We start from the raw sequence: 17,005 nt of genomic DNA, 5'->3' as shown, positions 1-17,005 counted from the left end.
CATTCAGGTGTGATAGCTGCAGGGCATTGTGCTGTTAACCATCAGACCATTCTTGGGACCGTGAAGCGAAACTCGCTGCCTTCTCCCGGTGTACTTTCGGCCAGTAGCTGGCCGCCATGGGCCTTGATGATGCCCTGGGAAATGTACAGCCCCAGGCCCGTGCCCAGCGCGTTGCCTTCTTTAGCCGTCCAGTAGCGGTCGAAGATATGGGGCAGCTGCTCGGGGGCTATGCCCTTGCCCGAATCTCGCACGCTGAACACGATATCGTCCCCGTTGGACATGGCTGCTACGCCGATCTTGCCCTGTGCGGGGGTGAACTTGATCGCATTGCCGATCAGGTTGGAAAGCACCTGGAACAGGCGTTCGGGGTCGGCGCTGATTTTCAGGTCGGGCTCGGCGTGGAAAGTCAGTTCCACGGCCTTGTCCAGCGCCAGCGGCGCGAGCAACGACAGTGCCTCTTCAAAAATCTGGCTGACTTCCAGTGGCTGCGGGCTGATGGTGTAGCGACCGGCTTCGATTTTCGAGGTGTCGAGCAAATCGTCGAGCAGCACGTTCATGCGGCTGCTGGCCTGCTGCATGGTGTCGATGGCCGAGGTGATGCGTCGCGATGTGTGCGGGCCGTCGCTACTGAAGGCCTTTTGCATCATGCCGCAGAGCATCGAGATGATGGTCATGGGGTTGCGCAGGTCGTGGGAGACCACTGCCACCAGCTCGTCGCGTGCGCGCACGGCCTGTTGCTCGCGCAGCACCTGGCGCGACAGGTCGTTTTCCAGGGCCGAGCGGCGCAGGTCATTGGCAGCAAACAGATCGCCGTGGCTCCATTTGCTGGAGATGCCGTCCATCTCGACTTTCCAGATTTCGAACGAGGTGCGCGGGCTCAGGCGCAGGCCGTTGCTGCCGGCTTCCAGGTTCAGCGGTTTATTGGGGTCGCCGCTCCACTGGATGCTTTCTTTGACTTCGCGGCGAAACCACAGCACGGCGTTGTCCACGGGCTTGGGCAGGGTCATGGCCAGCAGGCCGCTGGCGATGTCCTTGTACTGTGCTGCCGGGGCGTGCAGGGTGCTGAGGTTGTGGCTGGAGAAGACTGGCTGGCCGCTGTCCTTGAACCATTGGTACAGCGCGCGAGTGTCTTCCGGGGAGGGGCACTGACCATAACGGTGCAGCACCTTGTCTTCCAGAATCGCCACGCCGCTGGCGCCAGTCAGATCCATCAAGGCTTCGGGCATTTGTGCCAGGCCTTCAAATACGGCTGCGGTGCTTTGCACCATGGCGGCGTTGAGGCGCACCAGGGCATCCATCTTGGCTTCGCGCTGACGGCTGATTTCCAGGGTTTGCAGGGCGCTGATCTGCAGGGACAGCACCTGACCGATGGTCTGGCAGGCCATGCGCAGTTCATGGGGGACATGCAGCGTCTGGCGATGCCCGCAACTGATGAGTCCCCACAGGCGCTCGCCATCCATCAGCGAGATGCTCATGGACGACAGCACGCCCATGTTCTTCATGTACTGGCAGTGAATCGGAGACACGCTGCGCAATACGGCCCCGCTCAGATCCAGTGCCTCGCCGGTGTCCGGGCGCAATGTGGGAATCAGCGGCACAGGTTGGTAATCGGCGTTCGGAATAATGCGCAGCCAGTGGGTGCGGTACAGCTCGCGGGCTTGTTCAGGGATGTCGGAGGCAGGGAAAAACATGCCGTTGAACAATTCCATCGCTGGCGAGGAGGCTTCCGCGATGACCTGGCCGTGGCCTTCATCCTGAAAACGGTAGATCAGAACCCGGTCGTAGCCCGTCAGTGCCTGGATCTCGCGCACGCAGATTTCATACAGTGCGGTGAGGGTCTTGGCCCCTTGCAGGCGTTGCAGCATACGGCTCAGGTTGCGCACCTTGCCCATGGTGCTGTGAATTTCTGAGTCATCGGGTTTGAGTTCCAGCTCCAGAACCAGAATGCCCTGGTCACGGTGCAGCAGGCCTTCGTATTCACGCCCCAGCAGGTTCAGGGCCAAAGGCGGAGCATCGGCCAGCGTGGTGTAGACGGCGGCCTGCTGCACTGCGTTGGCGGCTTCGGAGCCGCTGAGGGCGGCCAGTGGCAGGCCCAGCAGTGATTCGGCACTGACGCCGAACAGGGTCAGCACATTGGCACTGACCTGCTGGATCTGCAGCCCCGGCTCCGTCAGTGTCACGAGCAGGCCGTGGGGCTGGATCGCCCCGGGAAAGCGAATGGGTTCATCAGCACAATTGGCCAGCAAGCGTTCAAAGGCTTGAGGGTCCTGTGGGGTCATAATAAAACCTCCTGACGTTCGAGCCAGTGCTCGAAACAGCTAAATGTTGAGCTGGCAGCCTGTACGGCCTGGTCTCGCGCTCGGGCGTCCAGGGGCACGCTGCCCAGAAACTCCAGGAATGCCTTCCATTGCCGCCCGGTGGCCTCGCCGTACACGTAAAGGAAAGCGCAGCCGTTGTGTCCCTCCAGGCCCAGTCGTTGCGACATCTGCTTGCGCAGCACGTTGCCGCCCAGAGTGGCGCCTTCCAGCACATACAGCACACCCAGTACGCAGGCGGGGCTGTGCAATGCCGGAAGGGTTTCGCACAGTGCAAGCGACTGGATGCTGACCCCCAGGGCCTGCAGATCCCGACGCAGCGCGGGTGTTTTGAGTCGTGCCTGCAGGTCGAAATCGTGGGTCATCCAGGGGCTGTGTTGCAGTCGCTCCTCCAGCTCGTGATAGAAGCCGTAGTAAGCGCTCAACAGGCGCGTGTAGCGTTCAAGGTCGAGTGTATTGCTGAAGAACGGCAGGCGTTTTTCAAGGGCTACATGGCGTGTATGAGTGCCAGCGCGTAGCTCGTGCAGAACGGGCGATACCGCTGATAAAGGTTGGTCTTCTGACATGCCTTGTAAGACGGCTCTCTGTGTGGCGCGTGAATTAGGCGCTCATAACTGTAGGAGGTCATGGTAATAAAAAAGTGCAATTATTTTGCTACAAAACCCGGCAGAACAGTGGTTGTTTGAGTGCGCCCAGGCTCGACTTCTCCCCGTAGCAGGATGCTTATTGGGTAGGCTCAATTCGTGACGCGCTGCGTCACAGCTTCGAAGGTTTGCAATGGCGAGGATGTGTATCGCAGGTTGGATACATTTAGGCCATTCCCGAATTCAGCTCTCTTGGCTTAGATCGGGGTTGGTTTTTCGTGGGAAGCGTCTTAAATGTAAAGATGAAAATTACCGGTTCAATGTGAGGTGCTTATGCTCGAATTACGCCCCAATTGCGAATGCTGTGATTGCGATTTGCCGCCAGATTCAGCACAAGCGCGGATTTGCTCATTCGAGTGCACCTTTTGTGCGACGTGTACGGAGCAGCATCTAGGTGGTCTTTGCCCCAATTGCGGGGGCGAGCTGTTGGTCCGGCCGCGTAGACCGGTGAGCAAGTTGGCGAGCAATCCGCCGTCCAGTGAGCGGGTGTACAAACCTGAAGGCTGTGCTGCGCGTTGATTTTAAAGCCCCTCACCCTGGCTCTCTCCCGAGGGAGAGGGTGCTTTTACAGAGACTGTCTGCCCCGGGACATCCCCGTTCAACTCCCCGCGTTGCAACCACTGCAAGGCAATCGGCCATAGGCTGTCCTGAAAGCGGCTATGGAAAAACGCGAAATGACCTATGGCTGTTTCGCCAATGTCTTGCGGCTGGATACGCAGATGCGTACGCGAGCTGGCACTGAAGTAGTTCAGCAGGCGTTCGATGGCCGCGACAGTACCGAAAGGATCGTCAGTGAAGCTGATGGCGAGGGTTTTGGCCGTAACCGAGCAAAAGGGCAGGGCAGTGAAGCTTCGGGCGCTGGGGAGTTTTTCGTAGCGGGTACTGAAGGCGCCCCAGTCCTTGACCACCCCCGCCGGGGTATCTTCGAGCCAGCCCAGGCGCTTGCCGGGGAAGTAGCCGCACATGCGGGTCAGCAACGGCATGACCCCGTGCCATTTGGCGAGCATCTGCCAGCGCTGTGCGGGTGCGTAGTCGCGCCAGTGGGCATATTGCGCACCGACTGTGACCAAATGGCGAATCGCCAGCCCGGAAGCCGCCAGGCCCGCCGCACAACCGCCAAAGCTATGGCCCACCACGTCGATCGGCTGGCCGGGGTACTCGCGCTGTGCGCGCTTGAGCACCGCTTCTGCGTCCAGCGTGCCCCAGTCCGACCAGGAGGCCGTAAAACCGCGCAACGATCCGCTGCGTGAGGCGCCGATGCCGCGGTAGTCGAACAGCATCACGTCCATGCCCTGGCGGAACAGGTATTCGGCAAACCGCGAGTAATACTGGCAACGCACCGAGGTGGCGGCGTTGATGATGATCACTGCTCGCGTGCTGTCCGGTATGCGCTGGCGCCATTCGAAACCGCCCAGCAGGTAACCGTCAGCAGCAGGCTCGGTGAACGCCCGGCTGACAGGTTCGGGCAGGGCTGCTGTCAGTGCGCGCTCCGGGCGTTGCGTTCTGTCAGTAGCCGTGAAGCTTCGACGTAGGCTTTCTGGAATGCCGGGGTTTCGATCCAGGCCACGGCGCTGTCTTCATCATCGCCATGTACGGCAATGCGGTATTCGATCAGCAAGCCCATCAGAAAATCGGTGGCCGGCTCTTCCTCTTCTTCCGAGATCACCAGTTCCAGTACCGGGTACTGCAGGAATACCGCACACAGGGTTTGCAGGTTGATGGCTTCGGCGGCTTTCATGGCCTGGAACAGGTCATCGTAGTCAGCGGGGTCAAAACCGTTGTCTAGGATGTCCTGGAAGTTGAAGGTGCTGAGGTCGATTTTCACGTCATCGAACGGGTTGTCGATCAGGGCGCCAGCCGAGGCTTTGGCCGGTTTGCCCACGCGATTCTGCTTGGCCTTGGTTTTGGCCCGCTGCGCGTTTTTTTGCTGCTTTTTTGGCGATGACATGAAGGTGTGTCCTTTGCAGGCTGATGAGAGGATTGAACCCCATCTCTTTGCAATCGCCAAGAGAGGTGGCGCCGCCGGGTATAAATAACGGCCAAAAAAAAACCCGCACTAGGCGGGTTTTCTTTGTTTTGGCGTGGTGTGAACACCACATCAAAACTGAATGTGGTGCCCAGAGACGGAATCGAACCGCCGACACGGGGATTTTCAATCCCCTGCTCTACCGACTGAGCTATCTGGGCAACGGGGCGCATTAGAAGCCTTTTTCGATAACCCGTCAAACACTTTTTTGAAAAATATTTAATTATTACCGTCGCTTACGGATCAAAGCCTTTAAAACCGGGGTTTATTCGGTTGGCGGAACGTAGCCTTCGGCTTGTGCGTATTCCTCGCCGCTGAAGAACTTGTCCATTTCGCCCTGCAAATATTTACGGTCTTCGGCGTTCATCATGTTCAAGCGCTTTTCGTTGATGAGCAGGGTCTGGTGTTTTTGCCAGTCAGCCCAGGCCTTGGCCGAAACGTGGTCAAAAATGTCCTGGCCTTTGGCGCCCGGAAACGGAGCGCGCTCAAGGGCAGGCAGTTCTTCTTTGTACTTGCGGCAAATGATGGTGCGGGTCATGACGTCTCTCCAGCGTTCAATAGGTCGGCTGCGCGTTTGAGCAGCTTCTTGACCGGGGCGGCAAGGCCCAGGCGCGGCGGGGTGGCGAGGTTATACCAGAGCCAGTCGGCCTCGGCCACGTGATGGCCGGACTCCTTGACGTGGATCAGCCAGGGTTCGATGGCCAGTTGGAAATGGCTAAAGGTATGGGTCAGGCCGGTCAGTTCGTGTTGCGCGCCCAGGGCCAGCGAGTGTTGCAGCGCCAGATGCTCGATGTCCTGCAGGTCATCGAGCTCGGGCAGGCTCCACAGGCCGCCCCACAAGCCGGTCGACGGACGGCGGTAAAGCAGGATTTCGCCCCCGGCATTGGCCAGCATTGGCATCAGCGTGCGCTTTTGCGGGATGACCTTGCGCGGTTTGGGGATCGGGTAGCGGGTTTCCAGGCCCAGCAAGTGCGCTTCACAGCCGCTTTCAAGCGGGCACAACAGGCAACTGGGCTTGCTGCGGGTGCAGAGCGTGGCGCCCATGTCCATCATCGCCTGGGTGTAGGCGTTGACGCGGTCGTGGGGGGTGAAGCGCTCGGCAGTGGCCCACAGCTGTTTGGCCACCTTGGGCTCGCCGGGGTAGCCCTCTTGCGCCGTGTAGCGCGCCAGTACCCGCTTGACGTTGCCGTCCAGAATCGGCGCCCGCAGACCCATGCTCAGGCTGGCAATCGCACCGGCGGTGGATAAACCGATACCGGGTAACTCGACCAGTTTTTCCACATCCCGCGGAAATTGGCCGTCATATTCGGCGACAACGATTTTGGCGGTCTTTTGCAGGTTGCGCGCACGGGTGTAGTAGCCCAGGCCGGTCCACAGGTGCAGTACTTCGTCTTCCGGTGCAGCGGCCAGGGCCTCGACCGTCGGCAGTGAAGCCATAAAACGGTCGAAGTAGTTCAGCACGGTACTGACCTGGGTTTGCTGCAACATGATTTCCGAGACCCATACCCGATACGGGGTGATGCCCTGTTGCCAGGGCAGGTCGTGGCGACCGTGCTGGTCATACCAGTCCAGCACCGCGGTTGAAAACTGCTCATCTCTCATCGGTTGAACAGCCCTTTGAGCGCGTTCTTGAGCTCGGGGCTGACCTTGTCACCGAGCTTTTCTTCGAGTTTGTCAGTGAGCTTGTTGCCCGCCACTTTGGCGGCAACCTTGCCCAGCCCTTCCTTGTCCAGACGGCAGGCCTTGGCCCCCAGTTCCAGCGGGCCACGGCAGCGTAATGGCAGCTCGATGCCGACAAAGTTCTTGCCGACCTGGCAGGCCGGGTCCGGCATGGCACGGGTGTCGCCTTCGATGATGATGCCGATGCGGTAATCCATGCCCAGTACGCGCAGGTCGATGTCGCCATCGCCTTTGACGCTCAGGCCGGGGATGCGCACGATCATGTCCGGGTTGCTGGCCACACCGTTGCGGAACACCAGGGTGCCCTTGAGCTCCTTGAATGGCGTGTCTTTGCCCAGGGGCGCGCCGCTCAGGGTTTTGCGGTTGAGTACCGAAATACCCTTGCACAGCTGTTGCTCAAGGTTGGCGTTGAGCAGCACACCATCGTTAAGCATAAAGCTGGCGGTGCCGTTGAGGCTGGAAATCAGTGCGCTCTGGCTGTTGCCGCTGCCAGTGACGTTGCTGTTGAGGGTCAGCAGACCGGTCACCGGTGGTTTTTGCCCCTGGCTTTGCAGGATTTTTTCCACCGGCACATTGGTAATACGGGTCTGCAGTTTGACCACCGGTAGCATGGGTTGTACGTCCAGGCTGCCATTGGCGGCAAAGCTGCCTTTGTAAAGGTTACCGCTGAGGTTTTCCAGGGTCAGGACACCGGCTTTGCTGTTGGCCTTGAGCACCGCGTTTTGTATCGGCAGTTTGCTCAGGGTCAGTTGGCCAAAACTGATATCAGCATTCAGGTCGAGCGCCTTGAGGCGGGTGACCGGAATGATCCTGGCGGTGCTCCAGCCGCTTTTGGTCGGAGCCTCCGGCAGCGGCGTATCGCCCGATGCGGCCAGGGCGCCGGCTTCGCTGCTCTGTACTTCAGCCTTGCGCGCAACGCTGGCGCTGCTGGCTTCGGCCGACTTGGGCGGCATGTAGCGATCAGCGTCGAATGTGTCGCCTTTGAGCTGAATACGTACGGCTTGTTTGGCGAAATCGTCAATGGCCACGAGGCCGGTGAAGGTGCTGTCGTCGACTTTCAGGTTCAGCTCGTCAAAGGTCACGCTGCTAGGCGTGCCCGAAAGGCGACTGACCAGTTCGACCTTGCTCAGGCTGTTCGGCGCCATGGCAGGTAGCGGGTGGCCGATGCTGTCGAGGAACCGGGCCAGATCAAGCTGGGCAATCGACAGGCCGCCACTGATTTGCGGAGTGGTATCGAGGCTGTTGGCCTTGAACTCACCCAGGGCGCGCAACTGGTTGGCTGAAATCTTCAGGCTGCTCCATTCGGCGACGTTCGCAGCCAGATCAACCAGAATTTGCCCCTGTGCGGCGAACGTCATGGTCTTGCCCTGCAGCGGCTCACCGGAGGCTTCGCCGGTGACCTTCATGTCTTCAAACTGATAGCGCTTGAGTACACGGTCAAAGCGCAACTTGCCGTCAACTTCGGTCTTGACCCGCATCACCGGCTGGTTGGTGCCCAGGAAGGCGGTCAGCTTGACCGGGATACTGGTAGCTTCGTGAACCGGGCCGGTGCTCAGCTGGATGCTCTCGGCGCTGAACTGCTTGCCGCTTTGCTCGTCGTTATATTCAACCCGGGCGTTGTTCACGGTCAGGCTGTCGATATCGAGCTTGAGGGGCTGGCCGGCGCTTTCAGGCTTGTTGCTCGCAGCGGGCTCGGTGCCGGTGGTTGGCGCGGCGGCGGTGGCCGGCTTGCCGATGTCCTGCCAATTGCCGTGGCCGTCCTTGTCGCGGGTCAGGCGCAGGTTCAGGCCTTCGACGCGCACGTCGCTCATCTGCACTTCTTTGCGCAGCAGCGGCAGTACGCGCACGGACAGACCGAGCATCTGAAGATCGGCGAAAGGCTGGGTCGGCGCTGCGAGAGTGGCAACGCTGGCGTCGTGCAGTTCCAGGCCAAGCCAGGGGAAGAGGCTCCAGCCGATGTCGCCATTGAGGGTCAGCTCAATGTGGGCTTTGTCACGGGCTATCTGGCGGATCTCGTCTTTATAGTCGTTGGGATCGAACAGATGGCTGAGGGCAAAGCCCAGGGCCACGATGATCAGCAACAATCCGAGAAGCACCAGACCCAGGATTTTGCCGAACGCTTTCATGGGCGAGTCCTTGTAAGTCTGTGTGAGAGTAAGTTTTAAATTCAGCCGCAGAGTATAGCGCCACGCGCACGCCGACTGGGGGGTGGATAGTAGCGGATCAGTTGCTTGGCCAAAGACCACATCAGGTTAGGGCCAGGCTGGCGATCAAATGGTAATCTTCGCTTGTTTTTCGGGCCTTCTGCGGCACATTGCCGCGTCTCGATCCAATAAAAACGACTGTGTGCCACAGAGCGCCAAAGTCAGGGAGCGAGCGTGCCGGGGAAATAACTTCATTACCTGGGGGAAACACCTATGAGTATCAGCATTGCTGCGGGCAGTTCTGCTTCGCCGCCTGCGTTCCTGTCCAAGGAACGCATCATCGCCAAACCCGGCTTCAACCGCTGGCTGGTGCCGCCAGCTGCTCTGGCCATCCATCTGTGCATCGGCATGGCCTATGGCTTTTCGGTGTTCTGGCTGCCGTTGTCCAAAGCCCTGGGCGTGACTGCACCTGTGGCTTGTGCGCCAGACATGAGCTTTATCGCGCAAGTGTTTTCGTCGCAATGCGACTGGCCGATTTCGATGCTCGGCTGGATCTACACCCTGTTCTTTATCTTCCTCGGTTGCTCGGCCGCGGTATGGGGCGGCTGGCTTGAGCATGCCGGGCCACGCAAGGCCGGTGTGGTGTCGGCCTTGTGCTGGTGCGGCGGTTTGCTGATTTCTGCATTGGGTATTTATACCCATCAGATCTGGCTGATGTGGCTGGGGTCGGGGGTGATCGGCGGTATCGGCCTGGGGCTGGGTTATATCTCGCCGGTGTCGACACTGATCAAGTGGTTCCCGGACAAGCGCGGCATGGCTACGGGCATGGCGATCATGGGCTTTGGGGGCGGGGCAATGGTGGGCGCACCGTTGGCTGCGGCGCTGATGAACCATTTTGCCGGGCCGGAAGGCGTGGGGGTGTGGCAGAGCTTTGTGGCCATGGCGGCGATTTACTTTGTGTTCATGATTGGCGGCGCGTTGTCGTACCGCGTTCCACCCACCGGCTGGAAGCCCGAGGGCTGGAAGGCACCGGCGAAGAAAGCGGCCAACGCAATGATTACCCAGCGCCATGTGCATGTCAGTGTGGCGTGGAAAACTCCGCAATTTGCGCTGGTATGGCTGGTTCTATGCCTTAACGTATCGGCCGGTATCGGCATTCTGGGCATGGCCTCGCCATTGCTGCAGGAAGTCTTCGCGGGCAAGTTGCTGGGCAATGATCTGACCTTCAGCCAGCTGGATGCAGCGCAGCTGGCGCAGATCGCCGCGATTGCAGCAGGGTTCACCGGTTTGCTGAGCCTGTTCAATATTGGCGGGCGGTTTTTCTGGGCATCGTTCTCGGATTACCTGGGCCGCAAAAACACCTACTTTGTGTTCTTCGCCCTGGGTTTTGCGCTGTACGCGATGATTCCGAACCTGGGCCATCTGGGCAACGTATCGCTGTTCGTGGCGGCGTTCTGCATCATTCTGTCGATGTACGGCGGCGGGTTTGCCACAGTGCCAGCGTATCTGGCCGATCTGTTCGGTACGCAGATGGTCGGCGCGATCCACGGTCGCCTGCTGACCGCCTGGGCGGCTGCGGGCGTGCTGGGGCCGGTGCTGGTCAACTACCTGCGCGAGTATCAGTTGAGCATCGGGGTGGAGCGTGCGGCGGCGTATGACATCACCTTGTACATCCTCGCCGGTCTGCTGGTGTTGGGCTTTATCTGCAACCTGCTGGTACGCCCGGTGGCCGACAAATACTTCATGACCGACGCCGAGCTGGCCGCCGAACAGGCGCTGGGGCACGACAAGGGCGCGGACGCCAGTACGTCGCTGGAGTGGAAAGCCGCACCGGGCAGTCAGCCATTGGTGATTGCAGCCTGGCTGGCCGTGGGCATCCCCTTGTTGTGGGGCGTGTGGGTAACGGTGCAGAAGACGGCGGTGTTGTTTCACTGATTGATGTGTTGAGTCAGCGCTGACGCCATCGCGAGCAAGCCCGCTCCCACAGACGGATTGCGTCTCTGTGGGAGCGGGCTTGCTCGCGATTCAGGCGGCGCGGCCTGTGCGTCAACGCGCATTACGTCAGCCACCGCACCCTTAATGTTTCTGTTTGCCTGACCCGTGCCTATAATGGCCACCTTTTTCGCCCAATGATTTTGCGGAGCTGGTGATGGCCGAACGTAAGGCGTCAGTCGAGCGCGATACTCTGGAAACCCAGATTAAAGCCTCGATCAACTTGGATGGTACCGGTAAGGCCCGATTCGATATCGGTGTTCCTTTTCTTGAGCACATGCTCGACCAGATCGCCCGACATGGGTTGATCGACCTGGACATCGAGTGCAAAGGCGACCTGCATATCGACGATCACCATACCGTCGAAGATGTCGGCATTACCCTGGGTAAAGCCTTCAGCGAAGCAGTCGGCGATAAAAAAGGCATGACCCGCTACGGTCACGCTTACGTCCCGCTGGACGAAGCGCTGTCCCGTGTAGTCATCGACTTTTCCGGTCGTCCTGGTCTGCAAATGCATGTTCCCTACACCCGCGCCACCGTCGGCGGCTTCGATGTTGACCTGTTTCAGGAGTTCTTCCAGGGCTTCGTGAACCACGCCAATGTCAGCCTGCACATCGACAACCTGCGCGGCACCAACACCCACCACCAGATCGAAACCGTGTTCAAGGCTTTCGGCCGCGCCCTGCGCATGGCCGTGGCGCTGGATGAGCGCATGGCCGGGCAAATGCCTTCTACCAAGGGCGTGCTCTGATGCAGACAGTGGCGGTAATCGATTACGGCATGGGTAACCTGCACTCGGTGGCCAAGGCGCTGGAGCACGTTGGCGCCGGTCGGGTGCTGATTACCAGCGATGCCAGCGTGATTCGCGAAGCCGACCGCGTAGTGTTCCCTGGTGTGGGTGCGATCCGCGATTGCATGGCCGAAATCCGTCGCCTGGGTTTTGACTCGCTGGTGCGTGAAGTCAGTCAGGATCGTCCGTTTCTCGGTATTTGTGTCGGCATGCAAGCCTTGCTCGACAGTAGCGAAGAGAACGGCGGTGTTGATTGCATCGGCCTGTTCCCGGGCGCCGTGAAGTTCTTCGGCAAGGACCTGCACGAAGACGGCGAGCATCTCAAGGTGCCGCACATGGGCTGGAACGAAGTGCAGCAAAAAGTGGATCACCCGCTGTGGCACGGCATCCCCGACCTGGCGCGTTTCTACTTTGTACACAGCTACTACATTGCGGCGGGCAATCCTCGCCAGGTAGTCGGTGGCGGGCATTACGGTGTTGATTTCGCCGCAGCGCTGGCCGAGGGCTCGCGCTTCGCGGTGCAGTTCCACCCGGAAAAAAGCCATACCCACGGCTTGCAGCTGCTGGAAAACTTTGCGGCCTGGGATGGCCGCTGGTAATGGCGCCGCGCAAAAAGCCGCCGATTCTCACGCTCACCCCTGAGCAAGAGAGCGAAGCCAACAGCAAGATCAAACGCTTTATGGAAGACCGCTTCGAACTGGACCTGGGTTCGTTCGAGGCGGCTGAAATCCTTGAGCTGTTCACCCGCGAAATCGCCCCGCATTACTACAATCGGGCGATTTTCGATGTGCAGGCGCACCTCAAAGAGAGGTTCGAGAGCATCGAAAGCGACCTGTGGGCGCTCGAGAAGAACTGATTTCCGAGTCTCAGACTCCCGAATTTGAAGGTTTGCCACATGCTGATTATTCCCGCTATCGATCTTAAAGACGGTGCCTGTGTACGTCTGCGCCAGGGCCGCATGGAAGACTCCACGGTATTTTCCGATGACCCGGTGAGCATGGCTGCCAAATGGGTAGAGGGCGGTTGCCGCCGTCTGCACCTGGTCGACCTCAACGGCGCCTTTGAAGGCCAGCCGGTCAACGGCGAAGTGGTCACTGCCATTGCCAAGCTGTACCCGCACCTGCCGATCCAGATCGGTGGCGGGATTCGCTCCCTGGAAACCATCGAGCATTACGTCAAAGCGGGCGTGAGCTATGTGATCCTGGGCACCAAGGCAGTGAAAAACCCTGAGTTCGTGGCCGAGGCCTGCCGCGCGTTCCCGGGCAAGATCATTGTCGGCATGGATGCAAAAGACGGCTTTGTGGCCACTGACGGCTGGGCTGAAGTGAGCACCGTGCAGGTCATCGACCTGGCCAAACGATTTGAAGCAGACGGCGTGTCGGCCATCGTTTATACCGACATTGCCAAGGACGGCATGATGCAGGGCTGCAACGTGAGCTACACCGCCGCATTGGCCGCTGCCACCAGCATTCCGGTGATCGCTTCGGGCGGCATCCACAACCTGGGTGACATCAAGGCCCTGATGGACGCCAAGGCGCCGGGCATCGTGGGCGCCATTACCGGTCGCGCCATCTATGAAGGCACGCTGGATGTGGCCGAGGCGCAAGCCTTCTGCGACAGCTACAAGGCCTGAGGAGAGACCCATGGCGCTGGCCAAACGCATCATCCCTTGCCTGGACGTGGATAACGGCCGGGTCGTAAAGGGCGTCAAGTTCGAGAACATTCGCGATGCCGGCGACCCGGTAGAGATCGCCCGTCGTTACGATGAGCAGGGTGCTGACGAGATTACCTTTCTCGATATCACTGCCAGCGTCGATGGGCGCGACACCACGCTGCATACAGTCGAACGCATGGCCAGTCAGGTGTTTATCCCGTTGACCGTAGGTGGCGGGGTGCGCTGCATCCAGGACATACGCAACCTGCTCAATGCCGGTGCCGACAAAGTCTCGATCAATACCGCAGCGGTGTTTAACCCGGAGTTTGTGGGCGAAGCGGCGCAGCATTTTGGCTCGCAGTGCATTGTGGTCGCCATTGATGCCAAGAAAGTCTCCTTGCCGGGCGAAACCCCGCGCTGGGAAATTTTCACCCACGGCGGGCGCAAGCCAACCGGGCTCGACGCGGTCGAGTGGGCCATGAAGATGGAAGGCCTGGGCGCCGGCGAAATCCTGCTGACCAGCATGGATCAGGACGGCATGAAAAACGGCTTCGATCTGGGGGTTACCCGTGCAATCAGTGATGCACTGGGCATTCCGGTGATTGCCTCGGGCGGTGTCGGTAACCTCCAGCATCTGGCTGACGGCATTCTGGAAGGTCACGCCAGTGCAGTGCTGGCGGCGAGTATTTTCCACTTTGGTGAATACACGGTGCCAGAGGCCAAGGCGTACATGGCAGAGCGCGGAATCGTGGTTCGCTAAGGCCAAAGGCTACTGGACAGCATGGCGTGCCCACGGCACTCTTGAGCACGCCATGGATTCAGGTCGCCTGTCATGTTTAAACGCTTTGTGCCTATTCTCGTCAGTTCCACCATGTGGCTGGCGAGTACCGCTTTTGCGGCTGATACGTCGAACTCATCGATCGTGTTACTGACTGAAAACTTCCCGCCGTACAACATGGCCAAAAACGGCAAGAATTTTGCGCAGAACGATAATATTGAAGGTATCGCCGTCGATATTCTGCGTGAAACCTTCAAACGTGCCGGCATCCCCTACAGCATGACCCTGCGTTTCCCTTGGGAGCGTATCTACCACCTTGCCCTCGAAAAACCCGGATACGGTGTGTTTGTCACCGCCCGCGTGCCCGAGCGTGAAAAGCTGTTCAAGTGGGTCGGCCCTATTGGTCCTGATGACTGGGTGTTGCTGGCCCGAGGGGATAGCCCGATTACCCTGACGTCCCTCGAACAGGCCCGCCAGTATCGGGTGGGCGCTTACAAGGGCGACGCCATTGCCTTGTCCCTAGAGAAGCAGGGGCTGGCGCCGGTGATTGTGCTGCGCGATCAGGACAACGCCCGCAAGTTGCAGGCCGGGCAAATCGACTTGTGGGCCACAGGTGCTCCAGCTGGCCAATTTTTGGCGCGTCAGGTAGGGATTTCAGGGTTCAAGACGGTGTTGCGTTTCAATCAGGCCGAGCTGTTTTTGGCGCTGAACAAAGACGTGCCGGACGAGGTGGTGAGCAAGTTGCAGAAGGCGCTGGATGAGTTAAAGGCAGAAGGCGTGGATGAGAAAATCCGCGCAAAGTACCTGTAACACACAGAGCGTGTAGCCGCTGACGAGGAACGAAGGCTGCGCTCCTCAGCGGCTACAAATGGCACGGGTCTCAGCGATAAACCCCATCCTTCCCATGTCCGGCCATCGCCTTGTTGCTGCGCACGCCGATCATTTGCCTGATATCGATCCAGTCAATGCCCTGGGCCTTGAGCTTGGGCAGCTCCCGTTCAAGCACGGCGAGGGTTTGCGGGTAGGGATGGCCGATCATCACCGCCGAACCTTGCTTGCGCGCCAGATTGATCGCGGTGTGCAGTTGTGTGGTGATCGCCTGCTCGGTGCGTACGTCATCGAGAAACACATCCCGCGAAACACTGGCCAGGCCGATTTTTTGCGCCTCGGCCGCCGCGACCGTCTGCGCGCTGGTGCGGCTGTCGACAAAGAATTTGTGACGTTGCTGCAAGTTGCCCATCAGCCAGGCCATCGCTTGTGGCTGGGAGGTCATGCGGCTGCCCATGTGGTTGTTGATACCGCTGGTGTAGGGCACTGCCTTGAACGCGGCGTTGAGGCGCTTTTCAAGTTCGTCGACAGGCAGGTCCGGGTGCCAGGCAAAGGGCCCGGTGGCCGGGTCCATTGGCATGTGCAAAATGACGATCTTGCCGGCCTTGTGGGCTTCGCGGGCAAATTCGGCAGCATGGGGGGTGTCGGGCATCACGGCGGTGGTGACCGGGCCGGGCAGCGCCAGCACGCGGCGGTCCCGGGGCAGGTTTTGCCCAAGGTCATCGATAATCAGGCTCAGGTAAGCCTTGTGCGGTGTGGCGGGCGCGCTGACCGGTGCCGCGTGGGCGGTACCGGTCAGGCAGCAGAGCAGGATGAGGGCCAGGGAAAGGCGCACCTCAGTTGCCGCGTGTGATGCTCAAGCCTTTAAGCAGGCTCAGGGCCTGGCTCAGCTGGAAGTCATCGTCCTGGGGCATCGGCTTGGCTTTGGGGCCGGAGCCCGTCGGCTTGTCGGCACCGCCGTTACCATTGCCGAGGTGACCTTGCAGGTCGGCCTCTTTGTAGTACTCGGTGTCTTGCTCGCGGGTGATCCTGGCGCGGCTGACTTCGATATCCGGAACAATGCCCTGGGCCTGGATCGAGCGCCCGTTCGGAGTGAAGTACAGCGCTGTGGTGATCTTCAGCGCGCGGTCATTGTTCAACGGCAGTACGGTTTGCACCGAGCCTTTGCCGAAGCTGGTGGTGCCCATCACCACACCACGCTTCTGATCCTGCAAGGCACCGGCGACGATCTCTGACGCCGAGGCGCTGCCGCCGTTGATCAGTACCACCAATGGCACGCCTTCGCTCAGATCCTTGCCGGTAGCCGAGAAACGCAGCTCAGAGTTGGCGATACGGCCCTTGGTATAGACGATCAGACCTTTGGTGATGAAATGGTCTACCACTTCAACTGCCGACTGCAGCACGCCGCCCGGGTTGTTGCGCAGGTCAAGGATGATGCCCTTGAGGCGCTTGTTGCCGTTTTCCCTGCGCAATTTGGACAGCGCAGCGGCCACTTCTTCGCCAGTCTTGACCTGGAACTGGGTTATGCGGATGTAGCCGTAGCCGTCTTCAAGCAGCTGGGCCTTGACGCTCTTGACCTGGATATTGGCCCGGGTCAGGGTTACGTCAAACGGTGCGCCACCGTTGCGTACCAGGGTCAGGGTGATTTTCTGACCGATCTTGCCGCGCATTTTGTCTACGGCCTCGGTCATGCTCAGGCCACGGGTGGGCTGACCATTGATCTTGACGATTAAGTCACCGGCCTGGATGCCGGCTTTGCTGGCAGGGGTGTCGTCGATCGGTGAGACGATCTTGATGTTGCCGTCTTCAGTGCCGACTTCAATGCCCAACCCGCCAAATTCGCCGCTGGTGCTTTCCTGCAGCTCGGCGAAATCTTCCGGCCCCAGATAGGCAGAATGCGGGTCGAGGTTGCTGAGCATGCCCTTGATGGCATTCTCCAGCAGGGTTTTGTCGTCTACCGGCTCAACATAGGCGGCCTTGATCCGATCCATGACCTCGGCAAATGTGCGCAGCTCTTCCAGAGGCAGCGGTGCCTTGGCGCTGGTAGCAGCCCCGGCTGGCGGAATGCTCGGCTCGGCAGCAAATGCCAATGGCGAGCCGATCAGCAGAGCGATCGTCAGGGCCAGCGAGTTGAGGCGGGACAAATGCGGCATG

Annotated in this window: 17 protein-coding genes and 1 tRNA gene; 8 read left to right on the top strand and 10 right to left on the bottom strand. The window is 59.8% G+C overall.

Translation table 11 applies throughout. The annotated features are described in order from the left end of the window. Positions 1-41: 41 nt before the first annotated feature. Positions 42-2,279 carry an ATP-binding protein gene (locus tag ACP7BE_RS20340; protein WP_095000776.1) on the bottom strand — a complete coding sequence of 746 codons (2,238 nt, stop codon included), beginning with the start codon at positions 2,277-2,279 and terminating at the stop codon, positions 42-44. Next, positions 2,276-2,881, bottom strand: a complete 606-nt coding sequence (locus ACP7BE_RS20335; RefSeq protein WP_095000777.1) for a biliverdin-producing heme oxygenase — start codon at positions 2,879-2,881, stop codon at positions 2,276-2,278. Before ACP7BE_RS20335 ends, ACP7BE_RS20340 begins: the two co-directional genes overlap by 4 nt. A 351-nt stretch (positions 2,882-3,232) precedes the next feature. Between ACP7BE_RS20335 and ACP7BE_RS20330 the strand changes: the two genes are divergently transcribed. Continuing rightward, positions 3,233-3,478 (top strand): DUF1272 domain-containing protein, encoded by a 246-nt coding sequence (locus tag ACP7BE_RS20330; protein WP_095000778.1) that lies wholly within the window; start codon positions 3,233-3,235, stop codon positions 3,476-3,478. A gap of 2 nt (positions 3,479-3,480) precedes the next feature. Here the strand turns inward: ACP7BE_RS20330 and ACP7BE_RS20325 are convergent, their stop codons facing one another. The 6 genes from ACP7BE_RS20325 to ACP7BE_RS20300 form a co-directional block, all read right to left on the bottom strand. Next, complete coding sequence (locus ACP7BE_RS20325; protein WP_095000779.1) at positions 3,481-4,377, bottom strand: alpha/beta hydrolase family protein; 897 nt, start codon at positions 4,375-4,377, stop codon at positions 3,481-3,483. A 59-nt stretch (positions 4,378-4,436) separates the two neighbouring features. Next, positions 4,437-4,907, bottom strand: a complete 471-nt coding sequence (locus ACP7BE_RS20320) for a hypothetical protein (protein ID WP_095000780.1) — start codon at positions 4,905-4,907, stop codon at positions 4,437-4,439. A 163-nt stretch (positions 4,908-5,070) separates the two neighbouring features. Further along, a tRNA-Phe gene (locus ACP7BE_RS20315) sits at positions 5,071-5,146 on the bottom strand. A gap of 104 nt (positions 5,147-5,250) precedes the next feature. Then, positions 5,251-5,523 carry an oxidative damage protection protein gene (locus ACP7BE_RS20310; protein ID WP_003438557.1) on the bottom strand — a complete coding sequence of 91 codons (273 nt, stop codon included), beginning with the start codon at positions 5,521-5,523 and terminating at the stop codon, positions 5,251-5,253. Beyond that, positions 5,520-6,587 carry an A/G-specific adenine glycosylase gene (mutY, locus tag ACP7BE_RS20305; protein WP_095000781.1) on the bottom strand — a complete coding sequence of 356 codons (1,068 nt, stop codon included), beginning with the start codon at positions 6,585-6,587 and terminating at the stop codon, positions 5,520-5,522. Before mutY ends, ACP7BE_RS20310 begins: the two co-directional genes overlap by 4 nt. Beyond that, positions 6,584-8,791 carry an AsmA family protein gene (locus ACP7BE_RS20300; protein WP_095031401.1) on the bottom strand — a complete coding sequence of 736 codons (2,208 nt, stop codon included), beginning with the start codon at positions 8,789-8,791 and terminating at the stop codon, positions 6,584-6,586. The genes mutY and ACP7BE_RS20300 overlap by 4 nt, the downstream gene beginning before the upstream one ends. 291 nt (positions 8,792-9,082) lie before the next feature. Here ACP7BE_RS20300 and ACP7BE_RS20295 point away from each other — a divergent pair, with 291 nt between their 5' ends. From ACP7BE_RS20295 to ACP7BE_RS20265, 7 genes are all read left to right on the top strand, one after another. Further along, complete coding sequence (locus tag ACP7BE_RS20295; RefSeq protein ID WP_150629290.1) at positions 9,083-10,744, top strand: OFA family MFS transporter; 1,662 nt, start codon at positions 9,083-9,085, stop codon at positions 10,742-10,744. A 214-nt stretch (positions 10,745-10,958) separates the two neighbouring features. After that, the gene (gene hisB, locus ACP7BE_RS20290; protein ID WP_016783108.1) at positions 10,959-11,552 is read left to right on the top strand and encodes an imidazoleglycerol-phosphate dehydratase HisB; all 594 of its coding nucleotides are present in this window, start codon (positions 10,959-10,961) and stop codon (positions 11,550-11,552) included. Continuing rightward, a complete protein-coding gene (hisH, locus tag ACP7BE_RS20285; protein WP_016783109.1) occupies positions 11,552-12,190 on the top strand; it encodes an imidazole glycerol phosphate synthase subunit HisH in 639 nt (212 codons plus the stop codon). The genes hisB and hisH overlap by 1 nt, the downstream gene beginning before the upstream one ends. Next, the gene (locus tag ACP7BE_RS20280; RefSeq protein WP_016783110.1) at positions 12,190-12,447 is read left to right on the top strand and encodes a DUF2164 domain-containing protein; all 258 of its coding nucleotides are present in this window, start codon (positions 12,190-12,192) and stop codon (positions 12,445-12,447) included. The genes hisH and ACP7BE_RS20280 overlap by 1 nt, the downstream gene beginning before the upstream one ends. Before the next feature lie 39 nt (positions 12,448-12,486). Then, positions 12,487-13,224 (top strand): 1-(5-phosphoribosyl)-5-[(5-phosphoribosylamino)methylideneamino]imidazole-4-carboxamide isomerase, encoded by a 738-nt coding sequence (gene hisA, locus ACP7BE_RS20275; RefSeq protein ID WP_088378464.1) that lies wholly within the window; start codon positions 12,487-12,489, stop codon positions 13,222-13,224. A 10-nt stretch (positions 13,225-13,234) separates the two neighbouring features. Beyond that, positions 13,235-14,005, top strand: a complete 771-nt coding sequence (gene hisF / locus ACP7BE_RS20270) for an imidazole glycerol phosphate synthase subunit HisF (RefSeq protein ID WP_048383956.1) — start codon at positions 13,235-13,237, stop codon at positions 14,003-14,005. Between the two features lie 72 nt (positions 14,006-14,077). Continuing rightward, the gene (locus ACP7BE_RS20265; protein WP_095000785.1) at positions 14,078-14,833 is read left to right on the top strand and encodes a substrate-binding periplasmic protein; all 756 of its coding nucleotides are present in this window, start codon (positions 14,078-14,080) and stop codon (positions 14,831-14,833) included. Positions 14,834-14,903: 70 nt separating this feature from the next. Here the strand turns inward: ACP7BE_RS20265 and ACP7BE_RS20260 are convergent, their stop codons facing one another. Both ACP7BE_RS20260 and ACP7BE_RS20255 read right to left on the bottom strand, forming a co-directional pair. After that, positions 14,904-15,686, bottom strand: a complete 783-nt coding sequence (locus ACP7BE_RS20260; RefSeq protein ID WP_178102580.1) for a divergent polysaccharide deacetylase family protein — start codon at positions 15,684-15,686, stop codon at positions 14,904-14,906. A gap of 1 nt (position 15,687) precedes the next feature. Continuing rightward, positions 15,688-17,004, bottom strand: coding sequence for a S41 family peptidase (locus tag ACP7BE_RS20255; RefSeq protein WP_095000787.1), 1,317 nt, complete (start codon positions 17,002-17,004; stop codon positions 15,688-15,690). Between the last annotated feature and the right edge of the window lies 1 nt (position 17,005).

Origin of the sequence: Pseudomonas sp. TWR1-1-3 (assembly GCF_049896805.1) — a bacterium.
Lineage (GTDB): Bacteria > Pseudomonadota > Gammaproteobacteria > Pseudomonadales > Pseudomonadaceae > Aquipseudomonas > Aquipseudomonas bubulae.
Note: the sequence above shows the minus strand (reverse complement) of the source record. Positions and strands in the feature narration are given on the sequence as shown.